The following is an 18,686-nucleotide window of genomic DNA, read 5'->3' as shown; positions in this document are numbered from 1 at the left end:
CGAAGTGAGTATAGGTGGACAAATGGCACAGTCTTATCTTTCCAGCATGGATGTACTCTATCGTATTGCCATGTGGGTTTCTGGTCTGGCGTTATTAATTATGACGCTTGTTATTCCTGTCGGCATATTCGCACGCTATGTTTTAAATGCCGCATTATCCTGGCCAGAACCCATTTCAATTATCTGTATGGTGACGTTTACTTTTGTCGGCGCCGCAGTCAGTTACCGTTCCAACTCACATATTGCCGTCAGTATGTTGACCGACAGATTGCCAGAAGCCGGTAAGAAGGTTTGCGTTCATCTGGCAAATCTCCTGATGCTGTTAATCAGCCTGTTTATTCTCTATTACAGCACCGTGCTCTGCATGGAATTATGGGAACAGCCCGTCGCGGAGTTTCCATTATTAACCGCAGGTGAAAGTTATTTGCCGCTGCCTATTGGCTCATTAATCACCGTGCTGTTCATCATCGAAAAAATGTTCTTCGGCCCGCAGGATAAACGCCCTGTGGTAATGCTTGGCAGTGCTTAATTCGGAGCCAATACCATGGATGCATTTATTCTTATTGCCACACTGGCCGTGCTGCTGGCGGTCGGCGTTCCCGTCGCCTACGCGGTAGGGCTGAGCGCGATTGCTGGCGCGTTCTGGATCGATCTGCCGCTTGAGGCCGTCATGATTCAGATTACCAACGGCGTGAACAAATTTTCGCTGCTCGCCATTCCCTTCTTTATTCTGGCTGGAGCCATTATGGCCGAAGGCGGCATCGCTCGTCGGCTGGTCAGCTTCGCGTATATTTTTGTCGGCTTTATCCGCGGCGGCTTATCGCTGGTTAACATCGTCGCCTCGACATTTTTTGGTGCGATATCCGGCTCTTCCGTGGCAGACACCGCCTCTATCGGTTCGGTGATGATCCCAGAAATGGAGAAGAAAGGTTATCCGCGCGACTTCTCCGCCGCCGTCACCGCCAGCGGCTCCGTGCAGGCGATTTTGACACCGCCGAGCCACAACTCCGTGATCTACTCGCTGGCAACCGGCGGTACGGTTTCCATTGCTTCGCTGTTCATTGCGGGGATCCTGCCTGGCCTGCTGCTCAGCCTGACCCTGATGGTCATGTGCGTCGGCTTCGCACATCGTCGGGGTTATCCAAAAGGCGAACGCGTACCGTTCCGTCAGGCGCTGAAAATATTTGTCGATACCCTGTGGGGATTGATGACCGTGGTCATCATCATGGGCGGGATCCTGTCCGGCATTTTCACCGCAACCGAATCTGCGGCCATCGCCTGCCTGTGGTCCTTCTTCGTGACCATGTTTATCTACAAAGACTATAAGTGGTCAGAGCTGCCCAAGCTGATGTATCGCACGGTAAAAACCGTCACGATCGTGATGATCCTGATCGGCTTCGCCGCCGCGTTCGGTGCCATCATGACCTACATGCAGCTGCCGAGCCGCATTACCGAGTTCTTCACCTCCATTTCGGATAACAAGTACGTCATCCTGATGTGGATTAACATCATGCTGCTGCTACTTGGCACGCTGATGGACATGGCACCGCTGATCCTGATCCTGACTCCCGTTTTGCTGCCCGTCGCCCTTTCGCTCGGCATCGATCCGGTACATTTCGGTATGATCATGCTGGTGAATCTTGGGATCGGCCTGATTACACCGCCGGTGGGGTCGGTGCTTTTCGTCGCCAGTGCGGTGAGTAAGCAGAAGATAGAGCAGGTCGTTAAAGCGATGCTGCCCTTCTACTGCGCGCTCTTCTTTGTGCTGATGCTAGTCACCTATATTCCGGCCATCTCGCTCTGGCTGCCCAAATTCTTTGGCGTCCATACGGGTTAACGCACACCCAATTGCGCCATGTTGTTCGCAGCAATGCAGAACAACATGGCGCTTTCCCTACATTTTCTGACCTGAAATATTTTCACCTACTTTCGGTCTTCTCACCGCAAAACGGCAGAAAGCCCGTTCTCCACGGGAATGCCAGCGGTGCGGAGCATTTTTTCCTCGGTGACAAAACCCGCCCACACGCCGCCCAAGCCGTGATAACGTAGACCTCATCAATCGAACGCTTATAAATCCAATCATGCCCCGCCCCACCATTCCCTCCGCGTTCGCCGTGGGGAATCGTCGGCGTAGTGAGTCATCCGGCAGAACTGAACAGAAAAGGTGATAGTGGTTATGACAAGCAAAAAAACGGCAACAGCATTAGTCGCCGCAGGACGCAGCAAGAAATTCACCCACGGCTCCGTCAACCCCGTTATTCAGCGCGCTTCCTCTCTGGTATTCAATACCGTGCAGGACAAAGAAAACGCCACAATTAACCGAGCAAAGGGGGCGCTGTTCTATGGCCGCCGCGGTACGCTGACCCACTTTTCGTTTCAGGAAGCGATGGTTGAACTGGAAGGCGGCGCGGGCTGTGTGTTGTACCCGTGCGGTGCAGCAGCTATCTCTAACGCCATTCTTTCTTTCGTCTCAGCAGGCGATCATGTGCTGGTGACCGGTTCGGCCTATGAACCCACGCAGGGTTTCTGTAATAAAGTCCTCAGCAAGATGAACGTCAGCACCACCTACTTTAACCCACTGATCGGTGCCAATATTGCCGAACTGATCCAGCCTAATACCAAAGTGGTCTTTCTCGAATCGCCCGGCTCCATCACGATGGAAGTACACGATGTACCAGCCATCGTACAAGCCGTGCGCCGCATCAATCCCGACATTATTATCATGATTGATAATACCTGGGCGGCAGGCATTTTATTCAGAGCGTTCGACTTTGATATTGATATCTCCATTCAGTCTGCCACCAAATATATCGTTGGCCATTCCGATGCCATGATAGGCACAGCGGTCGCTAATGAACGCTGCTGGGCACAGCTGCGTGAACACTCTTACCTGATGGGACAAATGGTTGATGCCGATACCGCTTATCTCGCCAGCCGTGGCCTGCGCACACTGGGCATTAGACTCAAGCAGCATCAGGAAAGCAGCATCCGCATTGCAAAATGGCTATCGGAGCAACCCGAAGTCGCGGTGGTTAACCACCCTGCCTTACCAGAGTGCAAAGGGCATGAATTCTATGTCCGCGACTTTAAGGGCTGCAACGGCTTGTTCTCCTTTGTGTTGAAAGAGAAATTGAGCAAAGAAGCGTTGGCGCACTATCTGGACAACTTTGAGCACTTCAGCATGGCGTACTCCTGGGGCGGCTTTGAATCGCTAATTTTGGCGAATCAGCCGGAAGATTTGGTCGCCATCCGCCCTGCTGGCGGCGTGGATTTTACCGGCACTCTTATTCGGTTACATATTGGACTTGAAGACAGTGACGATCTGATTGACGATCTGGCCGCGGGTTTCAGCAGACTGAGCGCTTAGTCTGGCAAGGTCTCAGCGAGTTCAGCTTCGCCAAACGACAGGAAACAAATACAGGTAGGAAACAAAATAGAGAAAGTGTGACGGCCATAAAACCGCCGCGTCTTGATTTCCCCTGCGGCGCGGTGGGTAATGCGTTATGATAATAATGAGTCAACGCTTACCAAAAACCGCGTTACCTTAACCAAAAATTAAGCATTAAGCCTTATCGTATTCTCATCATGCGGCAAGGCGTTTTGCCCATACCGATTTTAGGGCTTGATAAGCAGTAGATTTCAGGTAGCCCAGCGTTCCACGCCGCAGCCTGAGAGATAGTGAATATCGTCACTGGCGGGAAGTAATATGAGTGTGGTTCACGACATTATTCAGGCGCTCTGGCAGCAGGATTTTAGTGCACTGGCCGATCCCCACGTTGTTTGGGTGGTTTACGGCATTCTGTTCACGACACTGTTTCTGGAGAACGGTCTGCTCCCTGCCTCTTTTCTGCCCGGCGATAGCCTGTTGCTGCTCACGGGTGCCATGATTGCCAAAGGCGTGATGAGCTTTTTCCCTACCATGATTCTGCTCACCATAGCCGCCAGCCTCGGCTGCTGGCTCAGCTACCTTCAAGGGCGCTGGCTGAGTGATACGCGCTTGGTAAAAGGCTGGCTGTTGCAGCTTCCCGCCCATTACCACCAGCGTGCTCATAACTTGTTCCACCGCCACGGCCTGATGGCGCTGCTGGTTGGCCGCTTTTTAGCGTTTATCCGCACGCTGCTGCCAACGATGGCGGGCATTTCCGGGTTAAACAATACACGTTTTCAGATTTTCAACTGGCTCAGCGGGCTGCTGTGGGTCGGCGGGATTGTCACGCTCGGCTATGCGCTCAGCCACATTCCGCTGGTCAAACGCTATGAAGATCAGGTGATGACCGCGCTGATCCTGCTCCCGATTATTTTACTGGTTAGCGGCCTGATCGGCATGGCTGTCATGGTGTGGCGTAAAAAGCGTGCGGTCGCCTAATCGGGCAACGGCACGCTTTCTTCACGTCTTCAGCTTTCCTCAACCGCCAGGTTACTGGCCTTTACTCTCGTGACTTCATCGCTCGGCGTCGCGCCGAAATAGCGCTTAAACTCCCGGCTAAACTGCGACACGCTCTCATACCCGACGCGAGCCGCCGCAACGCCTGCTCTCAGCCCCTCACTGATCATCAGCACACGCGCTTTATGCAAGCGATAGGATTTCAGGTACTGCAACGGTGATGTGTTGGTGACGGCTTTGAAGTTATGATGAAACGCCGAGACGCTCATGTTCACTTCAGCCGCCAGCTGTTCCACATTCAGGCTATCGGCGTAGTGGTTTTCGATACGTCGCAGAGATCTGGCAATCTGGCTGAAGTGCGTATGCCGATTCACCAGCGCCTGTAACGCCGCACCACGTTCACCGCAGAGCATATGATAGATAATCTCGCGCACAATCGCCGGGCCCAGCACGCGGGCATCACGCGGGTTATCCATCGCATCCAGCAGCCGTTCAACGGCGCACAGAATCTCATTGGTTAACGGCACGCTGTTCACTCCACACGTGCAGGAACAGGGGCGGATCGCGCTGTCGTCATCACCGATGTCGATCAGCAAATCCTGAAGCATCTGGATATCAATACGGATCGCCATCCCCACCAGCGGGTGTTCAACGCTGGCTATCGTTTCACATTCGAACGGCAGCGGCACGGTCATCAACAGGTAGTTTTCCGGGTCATACTGGAACGTTTTCCCGCCCAGATAACCAATCTTTTGGCCCTGAAAAATGATGACGATCGTCGGCTCATACATCACCGGCACACGCGGATGGTGCTGTTCCGTATAAAGAATTCTGACCTGCGGCACGAGTGAAGGCGTGGCCCAGCTTTTGGCTGAGCAGCGTATTGCCTGCTGCACGATGCGCTGCCGCACCGTCTGTTCTGCTGGTTGCTGTGCTGTTGGTTCCTGAAGAAGCCGCTCGCTTTGGCTTTCCGTCGACATGCTTTGGCTGTCCGTCAACATGCATTGGGTTTGCGTCAAAATGGTGTTCTCTCGCTACGGGTTCGCGTTTCCTGTCCGAAGCCTCTCTCCTGACAGAAGAAACAAAATGACATACCTGCGAACTATTATCACCCTTTTCTCCTATATTTTGTAGAAATAGGCAACAACCAAACAGAAATGTGCATTGAACGTCTTACGTAGGTTGATGACAATATTGAGCATACCGCCATCCCCTCATCCCACGGGAAAAGACATGAATAAAACGATTGAGCTGTTCACCTCACACCGCAGTGAACGTAGCTATCTTGATAAAGCGATTCCCGATGACGTGCTGGATGCCATTATTCAGTCTGCACATCTGGCACCGACCTCCGTGAACTCTCAGCAGGTCTCGCTCATCGTCACCCGCGACCCGGAACGCAAAGCACGCATTGCCGAATTGGCTGGCGGTCAGCCGTGGATTGCTCAGGCACCGGTCTTCATTACCGTGGTGCTGGATATGCATAAAACGCAGGTTGGGATTGCCATGAGCGACAAGCAACAGCACGCGCATGAAAGCCTCGAAAGCCTGATTTCCGGTACAACAGATGTCGGCATCGCGCTCGGCACGCTGATGGCCGCCGCACGCTCGTTTGGGCTGGGCATCGTCCCAATTGGCGGTATTCGTCGCGACCCACAGGCGATGATCGACTTTCTGGAACTGCCTGAACTGACGTTCCCCGTTGCAGGCGTCGCGATCGGCTACGTGGATACCCCGGCGCATCAGAAACCGCGCCTGCCGCTGAATTCCTTCCGCCATGATGAAACCTATCATCAGGACGTTCTGCCTGCGGCGATTGAGCAATATAACCAAACGCTGGTGGCACACTGGCAGCAAACCAGCCGCACAGACGGCGAGAACTGGGGTGATAACACCGCCAGCTACTATCAGCACATTTACTTCCCGAAAGTCTTGCCCGCGATCCTCCAACAGGGCTTTAAACTGGACAAATAACCTATGCTAAATTTCACACTCCATACCCCTACCAAGATTTTGTTTGGCGAAGGCCAGATTGCTGAATTAGGCAAAGAAATTCCTGCCGATGCTCGTATCCTCATCACCTACGGCGGCGGCAGCGTGAAGCACAATGGCGTGCTGGATCAGGTCTATCGTGCCTTAGAAGGTCGCAATGTCCGTGAGTTTTCCGGCATTGAGCCGAACCCGACTTACGAAACGCTGATGAAAGCCGTCGAGGTCGTCCGAGCGGAGAAGATTGACTTCCTGCTGGCAGTTGGCGGTGGCTCTGTGGTTGATGGCACGAAATTTATCGCTGCTGCTGCGGACTATCAGGCTGCACAAGACCCGTGGCATATTCTGCAAACGGGTGGCGCGGAAATCGATCGCGGCGTCGCGATGGCGGCGGTGCTCACCCTGCCAGCGACCGGTTCGGAATCCAACAACGGCGCGGTTATCACGCGTAAATCGACCAACGATAAGCTCGCTTTCCGTTCACGCCATACGCAGCCGCTTTTCGCCGTGCTCGATCCGGTCGTAACCTACACCCTGCCCGCTCGCCAGATCGCAAACGGCGTGGTCGATGCCTTCGTTCACACCGTTGAGCAGTACCTGACGTATTCCGTCGATGCCAAAGTACAGGACCGTTTTGCGGAAGGTTTACTGCTGACGCTGGTTGAAGAAGGCCCGCGCGCACTGGCTGAACCGGAGAACTACAAGGTCAGAGCCAATGTGATGTGGAGCGCCACCATGGCGTTGAACGGCCTGATTGGCGCCGGTGTGCCACAGGACTGGTCAACCCACATGCTGGGACACGAATTAACGGCGCTGCACGGTCTTGACCATGCCCAGACGCTGGCTATCGTTCTGCCTGCCATGCTGACGGCAAGAAAAGCCCAGAAGCGCGACAAGCTGCTGCAATACGCCGAGCGCGTCTGGAACCTGCGTGACGGTAGCGAAGATCAACGCATCGACGGCGCGATTGCCGCTACGCGTCACTTCTTCGAGACAATGGGCGTGCCGACCCGCCTGTCTGACTATCAGTTGGATGGCAGTTCCATTCCGACGCTGGTTGCCAAACTCAGCGAGCACGGCCTGACTGCGCTGGGCGAGCATCGCGACATCACGCTGGAAGAAAGCCAGAAGATTTACGAGGCGGCGCGTTAAGCGCCTCTGACCCAAATCATTCGAGTGACAGGAGAAAACGCTATCGTTTAAACCACGCCTATATCAGATGATATACCCTCAATGCTGTGTCTGTTAAAGGGAGCCAATCGGCTCCCTTTATCATCATGCAATGTATAGCCGACGAATTTTTCTACTAGAATGAAATCATATGCCTGTTCCTGCGAGGGATCACGTGGCCCTATGCCCGTGATATGAACAGGTCGCCCATCCAGTTAACCCTATGATACTTTTATGGATTAACGGATATAAAAGGAGAATGAGATGACGCAACCGAAAGTTAAGCTGGCGGACGGCAATATCATGCCCCAGTTGGGCCTTGGTGTCTGGCGAGCAAGCAGTGAGGACACGGTGATCGCCGTGACTGAAGCATTGTCCATCGGTTATCGGGCGATCGATACCGCCGCGATTTATAAGAACGAGGAGGCCGTTGGTCAGGCACTGAGTTCCGCGAACCTGCCGCGTGAAGAGGTGTTCATCACCACTAAGCTCTGGAATGGCGATCACACCGATCCCCAAAAAGCGCTGGAAGAAAGCCTGAGAAAACTTCGGTTAGATTATATCGATCTCTACCTGATTCACTGGCCGCTCCCGCAACAGAACACCTTCGTGGATGCCTGGCGCGGACTCATCAAACTCCAGGAACAGGGTCTGGCGAAAAGTATCGGCGTCAGTAATTTCCATATTCACCATTTACAGCGGCTAAAAGAAGAAACGGGCGTACTGCCGGTCATCGATCAGGTCGAGCTACACCCTCTTCTTCAGCAAAGACAGCTCCACGCCTGGAATGCTACTCACCATATCCAAACAGAATCCTGGAGCCCGCTGGCGCAGGGTGGCGAAGGCGTCTTCGACCATCCGATTATCCGTAAACTGGCGACAAAATACGGCAAAACGCCGGCACAGATCGTGATCCGCTGGCATCTGGACAGTGGGCTGGTGGTGATTCCTAAATCGGTCACGCCGTCGCGTATCAAGGAAAACTTCGAGGTGTTTGATTTCCGTCTGGATAAAGACGAGCTCAGTGAAATTGCCAAGCTGGACTGCGGGAAACGTCTGGGATCAGACCCTGACGAACCGAGAAACGACTAAGAGCTACTCCACCTTCGATGCCAGCCTTCACCGGGCTGGCATTTTTCTTCTCATCTAATCAGCGAACTGAATCTCATACACATCGCTACGGCAATGTGCTTCGCTGTATTCAAGCAGTTCACCCCGTTCGTTATAAACATGCAGTTCGCAATACAACGCTGGAGCCTCCGCCGCAATACCAAGAAGCGCAGCGATTTCTGCCGTACAGGCAATCGCTTTGAAACGATAGCGTTTCTTGTCCGGTGTGATGCCACGCGTCATCCAATACTGATAGAGAGACTGCTCAAGCGCTTCGGGATCAGGTAGGAATTCTTGCGGTATCCAGGTGGTTTCCAGCGAAACGGGCTCGCTATTGCTGAGCCGGACGCGTCGCAGATAGGTGACGGCCTCGCCTTCCGGCAGAGACATTTTCGCGGCGATGGCAGCAGGGGGAACTTGTATTGCTTTTTCTAACCAGAGGCTGCCAGCGACGCCGCCTTGTTTCAATATCAGCGCGGTGAACCCTTCATCCTCAGCGCTCAACGCGTAGTTAAGTCGTTGAGCTACGCGGGTTCCCACCCCTTGCTGGCGCACAATCAGCCCTTTTTCTTCCAGCAGTGACAGGGAACGGGAAACCGTTACGCGTGATAATCCCAACTGCTGTGCAATCAGTCTTTCGGCGGGTAAGAACTGGCCGGATAATGTCTTACGACGGCTGATTTCTGATTCAAGCAACGACGCGAGCTGCATGTAGCGAGGCGCCGACGGCGCTCCAGCCAGCTGATCTCTGACCCAAAGCAGTAATTCCCGCATAGTGCAGCCCTTTTAGTGACGCAGCGTTCTGGCTACGTACAGGTTAAAACAGAAAGTGAACCTGATTTCATAGCGAAACGAAACGCTCGGACGCTGACATTGTTGTAATAAAAAATGTTCTTTTAGCACGAATCAGACCCGAAGCAGCACGCAACGCAAAACGCAATTCACCCTTAATTAATAGCAACATCAATATATAAGGTATCGTCCGCACGGCTTCGCATCTTTAATTTTGGTTTGTCTGAATAGAGGTGGATCACATTAAGAAACAGATAAGTCTCGGAAGCGTTGCCGTCTGACGAGCGAGCGGCGCATCAGACGGGGCAGCCGTCACCTTTGTCACGGCGGAGAGGTCACGCGGAGAAGCAGGCAGGCTATAGGTTGGTTTACATCGCAGACTGTACGATGAGCTGTCCCGTCGAGCCGCGATCGGCCAGTTCCAACGTTTGGCTGTAATACAGGAAAGGGAACGCCAGTGAGGAAGGCTGCGTGAAATAAACCAGCAGCTCGACATCGTTATCCACCCACACCGTATCTTTCCAGCCGCTGTCTTCCACCGCCGGTGGTCTACCATTCGCGCTGCGCACCAGGAACTTGACGCCCTGAATGTGGAAAGCCTGCGCCGTGTCGGCGTGGATAATCCAGCGCTCACAGCGGCCAAGCTGGGTTTGTACATCGGCACGCGTCATGTCCCACATCGCACCGTTGATGCCGGGCAGGCTGTCACCCAGTCGGAATTCGCGCGTGCGGCTGATGCTGCCTTCAATGATGTTGTCGGCCAGCAAACGCATCGGCAGGTTATCCGTGACTAATGGCAACAGCCCTGTCGGCTTCAACGTAAGTATTTGAGTCGAAATCAGGATGCTGGAAGGCTCAAACAACCCGCGCAGGCGATCCATAATCCCAGCCGACTCACCTGCCGTCAGCGTGACTTCTTCGCCTTGCGACATGTCGACCAGAATTTCGCGCCGTTCGCCGGGCGCGAGAGAAAGTTGGTTCACCGCCATCGGTGCCGGTAGCAACCCTTGATCGCTGGCGATCACATGCATCGCTCGCCCATCGCTCAACCGCATCACGTAACGCCGGGAGTTCGAGGCGTTCAATAATCTCAGGCGAACCCAACCACGGGACACTTCAACAAAGGGATTCTGCACGCCGTTGACCAGCAGCGAGTCACCCACGAACCCACCGTTAGAAGGCGGGTTATAGAGAGGGACACCAAAGTTATCCAGTCGTTTATCCTGAATAATCAACGGGAAATCATCGACACCGTAGTGATTGGGCAGCGGCAGGGATTTACTGGTGCTGTCTTCCACCAGCCATAGCCCAGCCAGCCCGTTATAGATATGCGGGGCCATGCGGTTCGGCGTATTCGCATGATACCAGCAGGTCGACGCGGGCTGACGAACGGGCAACACTGGTGACCAGTCGTTTCCTGGAGAAATGATACGAGCCGCGCCACCCATCAGCGGCCCCGGCACCTGCAACCCGCCGATCGTCATCGCGACAGGCTCATTCAGGCGGTTACTGTAAATCAGCTTAACGTCGTCGCCGTCATACACTCGCACCGTCGGCCCTAAATAGCGGCCATTGATTCCCCAAATGGAGGTCTTACGGTCACCGGAAAATGCCCAATGGGCACGCTGCATGGTCAGAAAAAGAGGCTGGCCTCGGCGCGACTCCAGTAATGGCGGTATCGGCAATGCGCCGGGATTCCCACTGGCTTTGGCTGCCAGTGGCGTCATACCCGCACATAACGCAATGCCCGATGCCTGAATAAACTGACGTCGGCTGAGTGACATAATGACTCCGTAAATCCAATAAACCGTAAGCAAAGTTTATCTTCCGATTCGTGCTTGAATAGACAATCGGAAGAAATAATCGAGTAACTCGATGGGATAATTTTATTTTTTGTCTGCTGCTTCGCGCGCCGCGACTTCCGCATCCAGTTCCGCAATCTTGGCAGCCATCACATCATGGCAATGTGCAGCCAGCTCGCGAACCTGCTCTTTGGTATATGCGCGGGTATCGATGGGTGGCAACATTTCTACGATAACGAGTCCGTTATTCCAGCGGTTCAACTTCACCTTATTGCTGGTCGTAGAAACGCAAATCGGCACAACTGGCACGTCTGCGCTAATCGCAGCATGAAAGGCACCGGTTTTGAAGGGCATCAGGCCGCGTCCACGGCTGCGCGTACCTTCGGGGAACATCCAGATAGACGTGTTGCGTTCTTTAATATGCTTCACAACCTGGGCAATGGTGCCATGCGCTTTAGCGCGGTTTTCACGGTCAATCAGCAAGTTACCCGTCAGCCAATACAGTGGCCCGAAGAACGGGATCCACAGCAGGCTTTTCTTGCCTACGGTAACGGTACGAGGCTGAACCGCGCTAGATACCGTGACCATATCGTAGTTGTTCTGATGATTCGCGATATAGATGCAGTTGCCGTAATGCGCAGCTTCTTCCGGTATCCGCATTTCTACTTTCAGGCCAAACACCACGGACAAGCGACCAAAAAGATGGCCGAAGGTCGCGACATGGCGGGGATTTCGAGGGCTGAACAGGCAGTAAAACAAGCCAAAAATACAGATCAAAATCGAAAATATAATGACAATAAAAAAACGCAAAATGGATAACATAGCAACCTCATTAGCCGACAGCCGCCGCTAGTATAGCGATTCCGCGCTAAAACACACGGTGATTCAATTTGCGGCGGGATGGCAACTGGAAACTAAAGAAAGGCGGTATGACACCGCCTTTCTCAACATGCACAAGACAATACGGAGGCGTTATTCTTCGCTGCTGCCGGTGCTAATTTGCTGCGGTGCATCCACCTCAATCCGGTCGATACGCTGTAGCCCACGCAGCAACGTGCCTTTCCGTCCACGCTCGCCCTGATACTTCTGAAGCTCGTTTGGACGCAGCACCAGCTTACGCTTACCGAAGTACAGCGTGACTGACGCCTGTGGTGGCAGCAGATACAGCCAGGTCAGACGGTCTTTGCCTTCCGCAAAATCAGCCGAGGAGATAGATACGATCTTGTTGCCCTTGCCTTTCGACAGCTGTGGCAGATCGGAGACAGGGAACAGTAGCATTCTGCCTGCGGCGGTGATCGCCATCAGCAGGTTATCGTCGCCGTTGATCTCGATCGGTGCCAGCGCCTTCGCGTTATCCGGCAGCGTAATAATCGCTTTACCCGCGCGGTTACGCGCGACCAGATCGTTGAAGGTACACACGAAGCCGTAGCCCGCATCGGATGCCATCAGCAGCGGCTGATCGTCTGCGGCCATCAGCACCTGTTCAATCGTCGCGCCCGGCGGCGGCGTGAGTTTACCCGTCAGCGGCTCACCCTGACCGCGTGCAGAAGGCAGCGTGATCGGATCCAGCGCATAGCTGCGGCCGGTGGAGTCAATGAACACCACAGGCTGATTGCTCTTGCCTTTCGCGGCGGCACGGAAGCTATCGCCCGCTTTATAACTCAGTCCGGCAGGATCGATGTCATGCCCTTTCGCGCTGCGTACCCAGCCCATTTCCGACAGCACAATGGTAACGGGTTCGGACGGCACAAAGTCGTGCTCGCTCATCGCTTTCGCTTCGCCACGCTCACGCAGCGGTGAACGACGATCGTCACCATAGGCTTGCGCATCGGACTGAATTTCTTTCTTAATCAGGTTGCTGAGCTTACGGTCTGACGCCAACAGTGCTTGAAGCTGATCGCGCTCTTTTGCCAAATCGCCCTGCTCACCGCGGATTTTCACCTCTTCCAGCTTGGCCAAATGACGTAATTTCAGCTCCAGGATCGCTTCAGCCTGTGTTTCACTCAGGCTGAACTGGCGCATCAGAACGGGCTTCGGCTCATCTTCCGTGCGGATGATATGAATGACTTCATCAATATTCAGGAACGCGACCAGCAAACCTTCAAGGATATGCAGGCGCTTGAGCACTTTTTCCAGACGGTAGTTCAGGCGGCGACACACGGTGTCACGACGGAAGACCAGCCATTCGCTCAGGATCTCGACCAGCCCTTTCACGCTAGGACGACCATCCAGACCGATCATGTTCATGTTAACGCGATAGCTTTTTTCCAGATCGGTCGTGGCGAACAGGTGGTTCATCACCTGATCCATATCGATCCGGTTTGAACGTGGCACCAGCACCAAACGGGTTGGATTCTCGTGATCGGATTCATCACGCAAGTCTTCCACCATCGGCAGCTTCTTCGCACGCATCTGGCTGGCAATCTGCTCCAGCACTTTGGCACCGGAAACCTGATGTGGCAGCGCGGTAATCACAACATCACCGTCTTCTTTCTTCCACACCGCGCGCATACGCACGGAACCACGGCCATTCTGGTAGAGTTTGCGCACTTCATCGCGTGGCGTGATGATTTCGGCTTCCGTCGGGAAATCCGGCCCTTGAACATGCTGCAATAACTCTTCCAGCGAGGCCTTCGGGTTTTCCAGCAGCATCACGGCGGCGGCGGCGACTTCACGCACGTTGTGCGGCGGTATGTCCGTGGCCATGCCGACGGCGATCCCGGTGGTGCCATTCAGCAGAATATTCGGCAGACGCGCAGGCAGCATCTTCGGCTCTTGCATCGTGCCGTCAAAGTTCGGGGTGTAATCGACCGTGCCCTGCCCGAGTTCGGACAGCAGCAGTTCCGCATATTTAGACAGCCGCGATTCGGTATAACGCATGGCGGCGAAGGATTTCGGATCGTCCGGCGCGCCCCAGTTCCCCTGACCATCCACCAGCGGATAGCGATAAGAGAACGGCTGTGCCATCAGCACCATCGCTTCATAGCAGGCGCTGTCGCCGTGCGGGTGGTATTTACCCAGCACGTCACCCACGGTACGGGCAGATTTTTTAAACTTGGCGCTGGCATTCAATCCCAGCTCGGACATCGCATACACGATACGACGCTGCACAGGCTTCAGGCCATCGCCAATGAACGGCAATGCCCTGTCCATGATGACGTACATGGAATAATTTAGGTATGCATTTTCGGTAAACGTGCGCAGCGCAAGGCTTTCTGCGCCGTCATGAGTCATCTCACTCATTTATCTCACTTCCCTCACATCGCGGCGCGATGGTTACGCTTTCCGGCACGCCATAGCGGCGGTATGTTTGGCGGGAATAGTACCTTATCTGATGAGGTGATGTCACAGGGAACCATTCGCAGCCAATCACGCTACAGGGAACGCTGTCGTCTCAGAAAATCATCACACCGGACGATGATCGGTGTGAATCCGACGGCTGCCGGAGAAAGTCGTTAGCGGTAGCGATGAACGCTCGGATGATCGGCGGTAATCGTTTCACCATAGATGGAAATTGACGGCTAGTCTGGCCGCCGCATCTCTTTCCCCCTGCGGCCAAGCAGAATACGTTCAACGGCGACACCGAAAGACGCACCTTCAAACCAGAATGAATCATCTACAAAGCTCATGCCGTAGCAGACTCCCACGTTATCCATCAGCAGAGCACCGTGCGCATGATGGGTTTCGCCGACAAGAATCAACGTTGTTTCCAGAATACGTTGCCATTCCAGCAGCGTTTCATCCTGCTGCAAACCTTCCTTGCCGCCAAAAACGATATCGCTGGTGGCACACTCTTCTCCTGCATCGCACTCCCCAACCGTCAGCCCGCTGAACGCGAGCAGGATGGCAGAGGCCGGATGATGCTCAGGCACAAACGGCGGAACTGATTGCGCTTCAGTACGCGGCCAGCCTGCCGCGTGAAACAATGGAAGTACGGATTTGGGGATTTCAATCGACATCGTTCGTCATCTCGTCATTGTGGCAAAAGAATAAAGTCAGCGTTGATTTTTCAGCCGCTGACGAATAGCGCGTATTGTACTCGTCCTTATCGTTTCATACGGTGAAACCAGATCGCGATGGTTTGACAACCGTTCCAGAGACGATGAATCGCCAACGCCACGGAGCGCACAGAATATCAAGAAGGTCTGGTGTTCCGACGTTGCCAGCGGTAGCAGCCGCGTCAGGAAAGCACGCACTGCCGCGGCCTGCTCATCCGTCGCCACAACGCTGCCTTTGATGCTCAGGAGTAAGTTAAAGGTAGAAGTAAGACGCCATGCCGTTTCGGGCGCTAACTCAGGTGCCTGCATGACGCCAGCAAAGAAAGCCATCAATGCATTCACCGCCGCGTGTGATCGAAGCTCTTCAAGCAGGCCAATCACATACGCGGCATTGTCAGGCTCAGCCGCCAAGACGCCGAGAGCGTCAGTTCCTTCTTCTGCATAAGCGCCTGCAATTTCAGCCCATTTCGCTAACGGAACAACATGTGTGCCGTCGGGCAAATAGGGTGAGTGAGACCAGCCAAATTCATCGGACAGCCGATTAAGTTCATCGCGTAACCCTGGCACACGCGCTTTCGCTGCGGCAAGAATATGCTCAACCTCAAGCGTGTTACGCCGAGCCTTCGACCTAAGTGCAGAGATTTTCATCTATATAAATACCCTATCAACCCTCAGAGCAGTCAGTTTCGTAAGTCGGTAATTTCATGACGCCTCATTGATTCATATAGATTGCATCAAAAGTTTTATATACCACCGACTTTGTTGAATAAATCATTTCTGATACACAGTAAATAAAACCGCTAACATGCCTCTCAAACAAAGCGAACACAAAACAATACCCAGCAGCACCATAGTGTTAATCACGCAGAGACAGCCATTCAGACTGTGTTCAAAAGGGACTTTCGAACCTTACTGCATGTGATAAAAAACAATGTTTTATCCTAAATAAAAATACCATCCAGAATACCTGTATCAGCGTCTGATAGCTGTTCCAGTATTGAATCATCGTCAAAAGGCGCACAAAATTTATTCATCACGAGGAGCCACTTTAGTCAAAGGAAAATGACGATGCCAGGTGCGGCCCGTATTAATGATATCGGAAGTGGTCACGACTGCTTCCCTGAAACGCCGATAACCGAAGGCAGTACTAACGTGATCATTAATGGTCAGCCTGCTGCCCGTAAAGGCGATGCAGTTCTGCTTCACGATTGCCCCTGCCCCAATGTGCCACATGGTCCCCATTCCCGAAAAATAACCGAAGGCTCATCCACCGTGATTATTAACGGCAAGCCTGCTGCGCGTATTGGGGATAGCATCAGTTGTGGTGGTGTGATTATTTCCGGCAGTGGCAACGTTATTATTGGTGATACGCCGTATAAATCTCCGATTCAGGAATGCGCCAGACAGGCAGCGTTGAATCGTGCGCCGTTGCTGGCATTAACACCAATGCTGACCGTTCCCCCTGTTTACGCCAAATCTTGTTTACAGGATAAAAGTTATATTCGTGCAAAGACGGAAAAAGAGTCGGTCAAAAATTTCGGGGACATGGTGCTGTTTGCCCAACCAGAACAAGATGATTGCTGTGGTTATGGCCATCATACTGCGGATAATCCGCATGAAGTCGTTCAATATGCACAGGCTGCGAAGAAGAAAACCACGGTATCAGAAACGGCGATATCTTCACCTAAATATTCCTCTCCTAAACGTCCTCAGCTAGAGCCTTGGTATAAAACGCTGTTTGACTTGTTGACTGCGACGGATGACAAACCACTCTCTCAGGCACCTGTTGCCAAATCGCTTACTGGCCCCGTAGTTGCAGAGAAACAGAAAGAGCCTGTCGCCAGTGCCGATGTTGGTTTACTGGCTACGACAGGGGTTATGACACAGGTCTGGGGAGAATGGTCTCTTGGTGGTGTGCTGAGTGCGGCCAGAGGTGTGCCGTATATTGGTGCGTTAGCCTCCGCGCTCTATATTCCTTCGGCTGGGGAAGGCAGTGATAAAGTTCCGGGACAAAACGAACACTGGCTGGAAGATGAGTTACGACGAAAAGGCTGGGCAGGTGAAACAGCAACGACGCGCGTCCGCTTTTTCTGGCGTCCTGATATTCATGGCAACATGCAGGTATATGGTGTTCATACGGGTGAGGGAACACCCTATGAAGGCGTACGCGTTGCCAATATGGTATGGGACCCCAATATTCAGGGTTATAGTTTCACGCCATCACCCGGAGTGGATGCTCCAACAATCACATGGACACCAGAAAAGCCAGAAGGGGCGGAACCCATATCCCATACCGGAAGTCCGGTAAAACCCATCGATCAACCAACCATCCTGATCTATCCTATCCCTGAAGATGAAACGGAAACCACCACACCACCGTTTCCTGTGCCGGATGCGCACGATTTTAATGACTGGATCCTGGTGTTCCCTGATGGCTCAGAGATAAAACCGATCTATGTTTACCTGCAATCGGTGCGCGATAAACCCGGCACAGTGACAGGAAAAGGTGAGGTATTGAGTGGTGAAGGTAAATGGCTGGAAGCTGCCAGTTCAGGATTAGGTGCGCCAGTGCCTGTTCAGATTGCAGATAAACTGAGAGGGCAGAAATTTGAGCGTTTTGATGATTTCAGGGAAGCGTTTTGGTTAGCCGTGGCAGAGTGCCCTGAATTAATGGAGCCGTTTTCGCCTGCTAATAAGGCTCTCATTAAAAAAGGTCGCTCACCTTACGCTGTGCCGAAAGAGCAGTCTGGAGGGAGGGTTGTCTTTGAAATTCATCATAAAATACGTATAGTCGATGGTGGTGGAGTTTACGATATTGACAATATGTCAATTGCAACACCTAGAAGGCATATTGTGATCCATTCCAAGGGGGCTTCATGACAGTAATAAACCAAAATTTGAATGATTACACGGAGGCAGATTTTCTTCAATTTGTTAGAGATATTGTTGAAGTGAATTCCTCTTCTGAAGAAGAGCATCATACATGGGTTAGTCATTTTGAAAAAATAGTAGAGCACCCAGAGGGTAATGGCGTTATTTATTATCCAGAAGATGATAATGATGGGACACCAGAAGGGATCGTTAAATTTGTAAAAAACTGGCGAAAATCTCAAGATCTTCCATTGTTTAAAGATTCAAAATAGTTTGTTCTTTAACTCAATCAGCCATCCTGTGTGACACGGCCTTGTTGAATAAATCATTCTTTAAGCTCAGCAACGCTTTTCCCTTATTTTTCAAGTAATGCGTAAGCTGAGCAACAGCGTCGCGTTTCTGCCACTGAACCTGTTTTTTCACATATCCTTCTCCCAGTACGCCATCGTGTGATCGCGATCTCAATTACTATTCACTCAGCGCCATGTTTTAATTTTGTCCTATTCAGCGGACAGCATTTAGTATTGTCCCTATCGGCTATCGCGACTAGATTCATTACTACAGCATCCT

At 52.8% G+C, this 18,686-nt stretch carries 17 protein-coding genes; 10 read left to right on the top strand and 7 right to left on the bottom strand.

The annotated features are described in order from the left end of the window. Positions 1-22: 22 nt before the first annotated feature. From BJJ97_RS07275 to BJJ97_RS07260, 4 genes are all read left to right on the top strand, one after another. Positions 23-529: a TRAP transporter small permease gene (locus tag BJJ97_RS07275; RefSeq protein ID WP_039482148.1), complete on the top strand. Its 507-nt coding sequence runs from the start codon at positions 23-25 to the stop codon at positions 527-529. Between the two features lie 15 nt (positions 530-544). Beyond that, a complete protein-coding gene (locus BJJ97_RS07270; protein WP_039482152.1) occupies positions 545-1,837 on the top strand; it encodes a TRAP transporter large permease in 1,293 nt (430 codons plus the stop codon). Positions 1,838-2,176: 339 nt separating this feature from the next. Next, positions 2,177-3,367: a cystathionine beta-lyase gene (gene metC, locus BJJ97_RS07265; protein ID WP_095993500.1), complete on the top strand. Its 1,191-nt coding sequence runs from the start codon at positions 2,177-2,179 to the stop codon at positions 3,365-3,367. 339 nt (positions 3,368-3,706) lie between these two features. Next, complete coding sequence (locus tag BJJ97_RS07260) at positions 3,707-4,366, top strand: DedA family protein (protein ID WP_039482158.1); 660 nt, start codon at positions 3,707-3,709, stop codon at positions 4,364-4,366. Positions 4,367-4,395: 29 nt separating this feature from the next. On the opposite strand, the gene BJJ97_RS07255 is transcribed toward BJJ97_RS07260, so the two are convergent. Then, on the bottom strand, positions 4,396-5,385 hold the full coding sequence (locus BJJ97_RS07255; RefSeq protein ID WP_095993499.1) for an AraC family transcriptional regulator: 990 nt from the start codon (positions 5,383-5,385) through the stop codon (positions 4,396-4,398). A 232-nt stretch (positions 5,386-5,617) separates the two neighbouring features. Here BJJ97_RS07255 and BJJ97_RS07250 point away from each other — a divergent pair, with 232 nt between their 5' ends. The 3 genes from BJJ97_RS07250 (at position 5,618) to dkgA (ending at position 8,635) form a co-directional block, all read left to right on the top strand. Continuing rightward, the gene (locus BJJ97_RS07250) at positions 5,618-6,358 is read left to right on the top strand and encodes an NADPH-dependent oxidoreductase (RefSeq protein WP_095993498.1); all 741 of its coding nucleotides are present in this window, start codon (positions 5,618-5,620) and stop codon (positions 6,356-6,358) included. Between the two features lie 3 nt (positions 6,359-6,361). Further along, positions 6,362-7,525 (top strand): alcohol dehydrogenase, encoded by a 1,164-nt coding sequence (gene yqhD / locus BJJ97_RS07245; protein WP_095993497.1) that lies wholly within the window; start codon positions 6,362-6,364, stop codon positions 7,523-7,525. A gap of 282 nt (positions 7,526-7,807) precedes the next feature. Continuing rightward, entirely contained in the window at positions 7,808-8,635 is an 828-nt protein-coding gene (dkgA, locus tag BJJ97_RS07240) for a 2,5-didehydrogluconate reductase DkgA (protein WP_039279210.1), read from the top strand. Positions 8,636-8,689: 54 nt separating this feature from the next. Here the strand turns inward: dkgA and BJJ97_RS07235 are convergent, their stop codons facing one another. The 4 genes from BJJ97_RS07235 to parC form a co-directional block, all read right to left on the bottom strand. Beyond that, entirely contained in the window at positions 8,690-9,427 is a 738-nt protein-coding gene (locus BJJ97_RS07235) for a GntR family transcriptional regulator (RefSeq protein WP_095993496.1), read from the bottom strand. Positions 9,428-9,813: 386 nt separating this feature from the next. Continuing rightward, complete coding sequence (ftsP, locus tag BJJ97_RS07230; protein ID WP_095993495.1) at positions 9,814-11,229, bottom strand: cell division protein FtsP; 1,416 nt, start codon at positions 11,227-11,229, stop codon at positions 9,814-9,816. Positions 11,230-11,331: 102 nt separating this feature from the next. After that, positions 11,332-12,069 (bottom strand): 1-acylglycerol-3-phosphate O-acyltransferase, encoded by a 738-nt coding sequence (locus tag BJJ97_RS07225; protein WP_039482176.1) that lies wholly within the window; start codon positions 12,067-12,069, stop codon positions 11,332-11,334. A 150-nt stretch (positions 12,070-12,219) separates the two neighbouring features. Beyond that, complete coding sequence (gene parC / locus BJJ97_RS07220) at positions 12,220-14,490, bottom strand: DNA topoisomerase IV subunit A (RefSeq protein ID WP_095993494.1); 2,271 nt, start codon at positions 14,488-14,490, stop codon at positions 12,220-12,222. Here parC and BJJ97_RS21975 point away from each other — a divergent pair. Continuing rightward, complete coding sequence (locus tag BJJ97_RS21975) at positions 14,473-14,706, top strand: hypothetical protein (RefSeq protein WP_125460900.1); 234 nt, start codon at positions 14,473-14,475, stop codon at positions 14,704-14,706. The genes parC and BJJ97_RS21975 overlap by 18 nt on opposite strands. 62 nt (positions 14,707-14,768) lie before the next feature. Here BJJ97_RS21975 and BJJ97_RS07215 read toward each other — a convergent pair whose 3' ends face one another. Beyond that, the gene (locus BJJ97_RS07215; RefSeq protein WP_167385192.1) at positions 14,769-15,206 is read right to left on the bottom strand and encodes an SUKH-3 domain-containing protein; all 438 of its coding nucleotides are present in this window, start codon (positions 15,204-15,206) and stop codon (positions 14,769-14,771) included. A 36-nt stretch (positions 15,207-15,242) separates the two neighbouring features. Then, positions 15,243-15,893 (bottom strand): hypothetical protein, encoded by a 651-nt coding sequence (locus BJJ97_RS07210; RefSeq protein WP_095993493.1) that lies wholly within the window; start codon positions 15,891-15,893, stop codon positions 15,243-15,245. 420 nt (positions 15,894-16,313) lie between these two features. Here BJJ97_RS07210 and BJJ97_RS07205 point away from each other — a divergent pair, with 420 nt between their 5' ends. Together BJJ97_RS07205 and BJJ97_RS07200 are read left to right on the top strand one after the other, a co-directional pair. Further along, positions 16,314-18,125, top strand: coding sequence for an S-type pyocin domain-containing protein (locus BJJ97_RS07205; protein WP_095993492.1), 1,812 nt, complete (start codon positions 16,314-16,316; stop codon positions 18,123-18,125). Next, positions 18,122-18,388, top strand: a complete 267-nt coding sequence (locus BJJ97_RS07200) for a bacteriocin immunity protein (protein WP_095993491.1) — start codon at positions 18,122-18,124, stop codon at positions 18,386-18,388. Before BJJ97_RS07205 ends, BJJ97_RS07200 begins: the two co-directional genes overlap by 4 nt. Positions 18,389-18,686: the final 298 nt, after the last annotated feature.

This window comes from Pectobacterium polaris, assembly GCF_002307355.1.
Classification (GTDB): Bacteria; Pseudomonadota; Gammaproteobacteria; order Enterobacterales; family Enterobacteriaceae; genus Pectobacterium; species Pectobacterium polare.
Note: the sequence above shows the minus strand (reverse complement) of the source record. Positions and strands in the feature narration are given on the sequence as shown.